The sequence below is a fragment of the Paenibacillus sp. sgz302190 genome (genome assembly GCF_059820445.1).
In genome coordinates this window covers 85,542-93,198 of record NZ_JBZYAO010000033.1, presented here as the reverse complement: position 1 = coordinate 93,198, position 7,657 = coordinate 85,542, and the positions used below count along the sequence as shown (strand labels likewise).

At 41.8% G+C, this 7,657-nt stretch carries 6 protein-coding genes and 1 pseudogene; 4 read left to right on the top strand and 3 right to left on the bottom strand.

The genetic code is table 11. The features are described from left to right. The first annotated feature begins 971 nt into the window (after window positions 1-971). A complete protein-coding gene (locus AC6RNO_RS27740; RefSeq protein ID WP_497107465.1) occupies window positions 972-1,628 on the top strand; it encodes a DJ-1/PfpI family protein in 657 nt (218 codons plus the stop codon). 675 nt (window positions 1,629-2,303) lie between these two features. Here the strand turns inward: AC6RNO_RS27740 and AC6RNO_RS27735 are convergent. From AC6RNO_RS27735 to AC6RNO_RS27725, 3 genes and pseudogenes are all read right to left on the bottom strand, one after another. Then, window positions 2,304-2,699 (bottom strand): annotated as a pseudogene (locus AC6RNO_RS27735) (ISL3 family transposase); the annotation flags it as partial. A 193-nt stretch (window positions 2,700-2,892) separates the two neighbouring features. Then, window positions 2,893-3,144, bottom strand: a complete 252-nt coding sequence (locus AC6RNO_RS27730; protein ID WP_497107468.1) for a transporter suffix domain-containing protein — start codon at window positions 3,142-3,144, stop codon at window positions 2,893-2,895. A 154-nt stretch (window positions 3,145-3,298) separates the two neighbouring features. Beyond that, window positions 3,299-3,862, bottom strand: coding sequence for an alpha/beta hydrolase (locus tag AC6RNO_RS27725; protein ID WP_497107464.1), 564 nt, complete (start codon window positions 3,860-3,862; stop codon window positions 3,299-3,301). Between the two features lie 141 nt (window positions 3,863-4,003). On the opposite strand from AC6RNO_RS27725, the gene AC6RNO_RS27720 reads away from it, so the two are divergent. From AC6RNO_RS27720 to AC6RNO_RS27710, 3 genes are all read left to right on the top strand, one after another. Beyond that, window positions 4,004-4,123 (top strand): LysR family transcriptional regulator, encoded by a 120-nt coding sequence (locus tag AC6RNO_RS27720; protein ID WP_497107463.1) that lies wholly within the window; start codon window positions 4,004-4,006, stop codon window positions 4,121-4,123. 768 nt (window positions 4,124-4,891) lie between these two features. Further along, window positions 4,892-6,376: a spore germination protein gene (locus AC6RNO_RS27715; RefSeq protein WP_497107462.1), complete on the top strand. Its 1,485-nt coding sequence runs from the start codon at window positions 4,892-4,894 to the stop codon at window positions 6,374-6,376. Then, window positions 6,366-7,538: a Ger(x)C family spore germination protein gene (locus tag AC6RNO_RS27710; RefSeq protein ID WP_497107461.1), complete on the top strand. Its 1,173-nt coding sequence runs from the start codon at window positions 6,366-6,368 to the stop codon at window positions 7,536-7,538. The genes AC6RNO_RS27715 and AC6RNO_RS27710 overlap by 11 nt, the downstream gene beginning before the upstream one ends. Window positions 7,539-7,657: the final 119 nt, after the last annotated feature.

Below are 7,657 nucleotides of genomic sequence, written 5' to 3'. Positions count from 1 at the left end.
TTGCCGCTAGGGGTATAAGTTTTCAAATCATTCCGGACGCTCACCTGTTCATATATCGCGCCTGATCCCAGAAAAACAAGAATAGCCACGAACCCGATAACAAGCGTCTTCCATAATCTTTTACGCCATTTTTTCATCTCTCACACTCCCCTGGATGTCAATATGTTAAGTTAATTGGTTATGGGAACCTAAAAGTGACTAAGGAAACTTATGATTTATTTTCGGTGAACGATAACGTTATTGTTGATCTTGAGGATGATAAAGTGATTTTGTGTGCATGTCCAACGGAATTTACAATGGTTCCAGGATTCACTCCTGAACGATTACGCCGCTCCTGTCTTTTTTCTACATTGATTGGTCTTGCCAAATGAATCCTCCTATCTTTAAACTGAATTTTTTATTAATTAAATGATCCGGCATTTAATTAAAAATATATCTTTAATTACGAATTATAGCAAGAGTGAATTCATCTTACTCATGAGTAGGATAAAACTTAGCAAATAAAAACGGCTCAACCTAAGAATCAGTGCTTGACTTCCAGAAAAAAGATAACTTGATTACGCTAACGGAGAACGATAGTTCAATTAAAACAACGGCTGTCTAGGACATTATTTCTCGTCCTTTGCAGCCGCTATTTTGATTTTTGGGCCATAGAATATTGCCTGTTTTCCAACATGTCATTAAGTATGTTTTTTGACATATTACGTACTATTAAAGGTTTACATGAGCATTTCTCAATCAATATTTGTGGAAAGAGATGTTTGAAATTAAAATACCTTGGTTGGCGGCATGAGGGTTTTACACTGGTAAGCGTATTATTACTTCCAAAGGTCACTTTCTGGTTGTGGGCGATACCGTTCATGACCAGAACGCCGAGCAGTGTTTTCACAATATCTACATACCCATACCCCGTATGAGTATGTTATAGTTTGTTTGTAAGAATAGAATCCCACTCCAAAGGAGAGATCATCTTGAAAATCGCAATCATGCTTTTCGATGGAATCACAGCATTAGATGCAATTGGTCCATACGATGTATTTGCTGCTACACTGAAATGTGAAGTGAAGTTTGTCGCTAAGAAAAAAGGGTTAATCAAACTGGACTCAAATATGGGTTATTTGCATGCCGATTACAGTTTTTCTGAAGTTACTTCAGCTGATATTCTCGTTGTTCCAGGTTGCAGTCCGCCAAATTATAAAACTCCAATGAATGACGAAGAAACGTTAAATTGGATTCGCCAAATACATGAAACTACGAAATGGACCACGTCGGTTTGTAACGGCTCTCTGATTTTGAGCACCGCAGGCTTGTTAAATGGAACCGCAGCCACCAGTCATTGGGGATCCTTCGACCTGCTTCAATCTCTTGGAACAATTCCAACAGATGAAAGAGTGGTTCGTCAGGGCAAAATCGTTACAGCAGCCGGTGTCTCCTCTGGTATCGATATGGCACTTCAATTAATAGCATGGGAATTGGGAGAAGATATGAGTAAAGGAGTCCAGCTGATTTTGGAATACGATCCTCAGCCTCCGTTTGACACGGGTTCCCCAAAGAAAGCGCCCGCTTTATTGGTAGAACAAATAAGAGGGATGTTACAAGAGTTTGCAAAACGGGAGCCCAATTTATAAATCACAAATAATTCAGCATATTCTCAATAGCGTTATTGAGGTAGGTGTAAGGTATCTGAGCAAGACCTCATTCCGGTATTAACATGGATTAAACTTTCAATATTGTTAATATTTGGTATCAAAAATATCCAAAGAAGAAGAAGGAGCGAAGTGCTCCTTCTTTTTTATAAATCGAGATCATTTGAATCAAAGAGAAACCTCTCATTGGTTGCACCCCGGTGCTATATCTCATTAGTAGAATGTACATGTCTTAACACGTTAAATTGTATAGTTACTAATTTTTCAAAAAAAATTGTATGTGTCTTCGTTTCTAACGGTTACCCCTTAACGGGGTGAAAACTGGTTATTTTAATGTTCAAATCCTCTTAACGGTGTAAATCTGCGTTTTGCTGGCGGTCCCCCTATATTAAATAATCACTAATTTGGTTCTCTACGCTCTTAGGAGGGATATTGTTTGTTAAGTAACATAAAAGAACTTTTTGGCGATTTGGATTTCTTTTCAAAGCAAGTTGCTGAGGTAGATTTATCCTCCTGATGATTTGCAGTGGATTAAAGCCATAAGAAAAATCTGGATTACTGAAAATTATCTTAAATTTGAAGGTATTCAGTTGGAGTTCGTTGATGTAAATAATTTTATTAAAAAAGTGGCTCAACCTAAGAATCAGTGCTTGACTTTCAGGTCAGTAGGCGGTGACGATTACATTCAATCAGAATACCAGCCTTGTAACGGCTGCGGTTTCGTGTGAAGTAGTGACGACGCTGAAAAGCTTTAATCCGATTGTGACGCCCTACAACGGTCGCGTTCGTCCAGCGGCAACGATGGTAGTTCACAATTTCTGTTTTCCAGTTGCGCATGGTGTTCAGGGCGCTTTGAACAGCGGCATGACCTATGGCTTCTCCCTGAGTGCACCAACGCTCAAAGCCTTGCTTGGCCATGGCATAGTTGGGGGAACAGTCGTACCAAGCGGTGAACGCTTCCTTCCATTCCCACGCGCGGCGCAACAGCGGAGAATAGCCCAGCAGTTCCTCCAGTTGTTTCTGCGCTTTCTCCGAGAGGGTGTCCTTTGGAGGAAGCTTCGGCTTCGCGCCACGCTTGTTTCGCCAAGCGCTCGCATACTTGGAGAGCTTCCTGATGCATTCCGCTGCACGGTACTGGCAGGCGCTTGTTGCATGAGTGCGCTATGCACTGCCGTGGAACCGAGTGTTCGTTCTACGGTTTGAGCACGAAAAGCCAGGCAGTATCGCTGTTTACGGTTTTGAGCCACTATTTATTTCGTTTGAACCAGTTTTTTGGGTTAAACAAGCTTCTGTATTTTTTCATAACTTCTCTACCTAAAATCAAACCGCCGCTCCAGAATGTTATTTCCCCGATTACAACCAAAAAGGTAGTGATTATGGTCTTTGCTTTAAGACTAACAGATAATAATGGGATCAATAGAATGAGTCCATAAAATACAAAAGTAAGCACAAATAGAAGTTTTCCTATTTTTTTAAGCAATTTCGTCACACCCTTCATCTTATGCAAACAATACATAAGTTCCCTTTAATGTAAGACAGTGATTTGTTATTGAGAATATTTATTATTACTCTGAACAAGCCCGGCGTCCCCTCTTGTTTTAGACAAGCATTTAAACTATCGTCTCCGTTAGTGCAACAACCCTTGCCCCCGATCATAATGTAACTTGCTTGTTCAAGCATACATCAAGAATCCATGGCCATGGACCGTAGCCCGCCTCTACGTTGATGTGTCCCATTTTAGGCATCATAACGTAAGGAACCCCTAAATCCAAATACTGTGAAGCATCTTCCACTGAGCAATAAGGATCTGTTGAGGATAAAACAAACAACGTTTTTTCCGCAGCATTCGCGATCTCATCTATGTTTTCTAGTACAGGAAAAAACGTCATCACCGGCTCATATTTCAAAAATGGCGAGGGTGGAGCTACAAGAATGGCTCTCTGAATTTTTCGTTTCGGAGTTGAAGCTGCATAGTGAAACCACATGATGCACGCTAAACTATGGGCCACAACGATGACTTCTTCATCGTTTGGAATTTCTTCAAAAACACTAGATAAATGGTCGAGCCAAACATTCTTGTCAGGTTGATCTTTGTCTGGAAAGTCGGGAAATCGGACTGTTTCACCTTGTTTTACCAGTTCTTGATGCAACCAAGTTTGCCAATGATCGGGGCTACTGCCACCGACTCCATACAATACGAGAAAACTTCTGCTCATGTTGAGGACACCTCCACAATGGTCGTTGTAATTGCATTGCGCTCACGATTCCTATCACTTTATTCTTCTTGTTTAAAGAGTAAATGTCATTATACAATTAAGCAAATTCATTCTATTCATATTTAAAATGAGGATAAGCTCATGACATTTACACAACTCCAAGTTTTCTCGAAAGTAATTGAAACCGGCAGTTTTACAAAAGCTGAAGAGATGCTTAGCATGTCTCAATCCGCTGTCAGCCATGATGAATTTTTTTATTAATTAAATGATGAATCATTTAATTAATAATATATTTAATTACGAATTATAACAAGAGTGAATTCATCTTACTCATGAGTAGTATGAAACTTAGCAAATAAAAACATGCCGGACGTTGACCAACATGCGCTCCGGCTTGTTTATTTCAGGTTACTTTGGATGAGTAGACGTTCCGATTTCTATAAGTAAGTATTTCAGCGGATTGTCAAAGGCATAAAGGTACATAGTGGGCCACCGACCTTGCCTCGATATGAACTTCGTCTGTACTCATCACCAGATTCTGCCGATAAGCGCGGATGGAATTCATATAGCGGTATTACCCGTAGCATTAAAGCTATGCTGGCAGATCGAATAATCTGTCGGTAGGCAGATCTGATTTCTTAGCAGCATGCCGTATCATCCAGCTGACCAAGCGTGAGTTACGTCCAGGCGTTGCGGTAACGACAACGACACTTCCGATCTCGGCCCCGATGCCGATTGATGCCGCCGCGCGCGCTCCATCGCCTGACCGCTAGTCTCCGCCTCCTCGGCGCGTTGCACCGTGCACCTTTCCTTGAATCGGATATAAGAATGGAATCCGCCAATCATCAACAGCTATCAGCAGACTTATTGTACTCTGCCCAGGAGAAGGCATCGAATCGGGCATCTAAAAAACTCTCTCATGCAGGCCTACAGCGACGTTCATACCCAAAGCGAATAAATTCGGGTCGTTGGCAAATGATATTATTGTGTTTCATTGGAAATATGGAGTGGACTTGGGGGCGTTTCATTGTGGTGCAGCAACAGCGGAACAAGGAGGATGTTCTCCACAAATCGATATCTACAAATGTATTCGAAAACACGGAGTATATGAAATCCATTCTTGGAGACAGTCCGGATTTTGTAAATCAGACTTTCGTCCATTTGCCCGTGCCCTTTTCCATTTCATACATAGAAGGGTTTATCGATCCTTTCTTTTTGAGCCAATCCTTCCTCACTCCACTACTGGATCTGCAAATAAAAAAAAATCCGGACACGACGATAACGCCGGAAATACTCGCAAGTTGTGTGAAATCATGCCAAATGAAGCGTGTGAGCCGGATGAGTTCGGTAATAGAAGGATTATTAGACGGACATCTTATTCTTTTTATAGAACATGCAAATGAAGCCTTCATTGTTTCGGCGCCTGGAGGAGAAGGCAGGAATGTGGAGGAGCCCAAAAATCAAACGCTGGTTAAGGGTCCCCGTGATGGGTTTGTGGAAAATTACACCGTCAATATTTCTTTGATTAGGAAAAAAATTAAAAACCATCATTTACGCATAAAAAATTATGTGATCGGAAAAACGACACATACTACTGTTGCCATTGCATTTCTTGAAGATACGGTCGATAAAGAAGCTTTGCAAAACATTGAAGATAAAATTGGCAGCCTGCAAACGAAACAAATCTTTGATAGCGGTATGCTCGAAGAGCTGATTCAAGATCAGTACAGCCCCTTTCCAACATTACTTTCTACCGAGAGACCGGACAGCGCTGCAGCAGCCATCTCGGAAGGAAAAATTGCGATCATCGTTGACGGAACCCCATTCGTGCTTATTGCCCCAGCCTCATTTGTTTCATTTTTTCACGCTTCCGAAGATTACTATCAGACGTTTGACATCGCTGTTCTTTTACGGCTTATCCGACTCGCCGCGTATGTCGTTTCACTAAGCTTGCCGGCGTTCTATATTGCGATCACAACGTTCCATCAAGAATTGCTTCAAACCGATCTGCTGATAAGTTTGGTACAGCAAAGAGAAGGGATTCCTTTCCCTACCTTCGTGGAAGCGCTTTTGATGGAGTTTATTTTCGAAATATTGCGCGAAGCCGGCGTTCGCATGCCAAGAGCTGTAGGTCCCACCGTTTCCATCGTGGGTGCGATCGTTATCGGAGAATCGGCGGTCCGGGCAGGCTTGGTATCACCTGCAGTAGTTATCGTTGTATCCTTGACTGCCATTTCCAGCTTTACTTCGCCAACTTACAATTTCGCAACAACATCCCGATTATTACGATTTGTGGTTATGGTATTGGCTTCTACCTTGGGGTTAGTCGGGATCGTGGTGTTTGCCACTGCCGTTCTAATCCATCTTTGCTCCTTGAAATCGGCCGGAAAGCCTTATTTCACTACACTTACTCTAATTCAAACGGAAAGAAACAAAGACGGATTATTTCGACTTCCGTTGCGGTGGAGTCATATCGAAAAATTCGTTAATTGGAAGGGTAAAGATGATAAATAAAACATCAATTGCCTTAGGGTTGATTCCTCTCATATTTATGATGGTTTGTTTGTCAGGCTGCAACTTGCGAAGAGAATTAAATGAGCTGGCCATTGCAACTAGCATGGGCATCGATGAAAGCAACGAAGGAATGGAAATCACGTTTCAGATCATAAGTCCGGGCGGGAAAACCGCAAAATCGGACGACCAAGAAGCTGGGAAATCCCCGGTATATCCGTTTTCCGTGAAAGGAAAATCAATCGTTGACATCTTGCAGCGAAGCAAAAACCTGCTCCATCGAGAACTATTTTTTTCGGACCTCACTTTTATCGCCATCGGTGAAAAATTTGCCCAAACGCAAGGGCTCCGACCTGTAACTGATTTTGTTGAACGCCAACATGAATTAAGGAAAACTGTCCAATTTTTCGTAGCAAAACATGCTTCAGCTAAAGAAGTTCTTATGATCAAAAGTCCGCTTGAGCAAAATACGGGAACGGAAATGTTAAAAAAAGCGGATATTTCTTCCGGGTTCATGGGGATGAAACGTGGCATCGAAATAGACGATATTACTCGTTGGCATTATGGAGGAAAGGGCGATTTTGTCGGTATGGGAGTTGCCATGGTACAAACCGACGGTAAAAAGGATCACGTTTTAACGGGGTTCCCCCTTTTCAAAGAAAATAAACTTGCAGGCTGGTTTACTTCGGAACAAACACGCGGTTGGGTGTTTATCCGGCATTTCTTTGCAAAATCGATGTTAATGCAAACGGCTTGCCAAGAAAAAAATGGATTTATTGGAGTTACCTTGAGCCAGATTAGTTCCCGCGTCACTCCAGTCATAACCGGCAATCAAATCAAGTTCAATATTTATGTTAAAGCAAACGGAATGCTAGAAGAAGTAACTTGTCCGATCAAGGTGGAAGATCCGAACGTGAACAAACAGATGGAACATGAATTGGAATACGAAATAAAAAATGAAATAGCGAGCGCCATAAAGAAAGCTCAGAACATGAAAGCGGATGTTTTCGGATTTGGCGATATTTTAAATCAGCATTACCCGAAAGAATGGCTGAAAAGAAAAACGGACTGGGAAACCATAATCCCGGAATTGTCCGCCCAAATCAATGTTGATATTCGGTTAATCACCAGCGGAAAGGTGTCCAAAAGCATACATGAAAAATAATGCAGGGAAAAGCGGAAACATCGTACCCGTCTGCGTATGGATATGTTCAGTGATTTATACGCTCGGCTTCTTGGCCGGATATGATCTATTTCCAGCAACGACTTGGTTTAAAACCTTAT

Bases quoted from the DNA above. Each gene is read 5' to 3' on its own strand.
- AC6RNO_RS27730 (WP_497107468.1), bottom strand. From the start codon at position 3,144: ATGAAGGGTGTGACGAAATTGCTTAAAAAAATAGGAAAACTTCTATTT.
- AC6RNO_RS27725 (WP_497107464.1), bottom strand. From the start codon at position 3,862: ATGAGCAGAAGTTTTCTCGTATTGTATGGAGTCGGTGGCAGTAGCCCC.
- AC6RNO_RS27720 (WP_497107463.1), top strand. From the start codon at position 4,004: ATGACATTTACACAACTCCAAGTTTTCTCGAAAGTAATTGAAACCGGC.
- AC6RNO_RS27710 (WP_497107461.1), top strand. From the start codon at position 6,366: ATGATAAATAAAACATCAATTGCCTTAGGGTTGATTCCTCTCATATTT.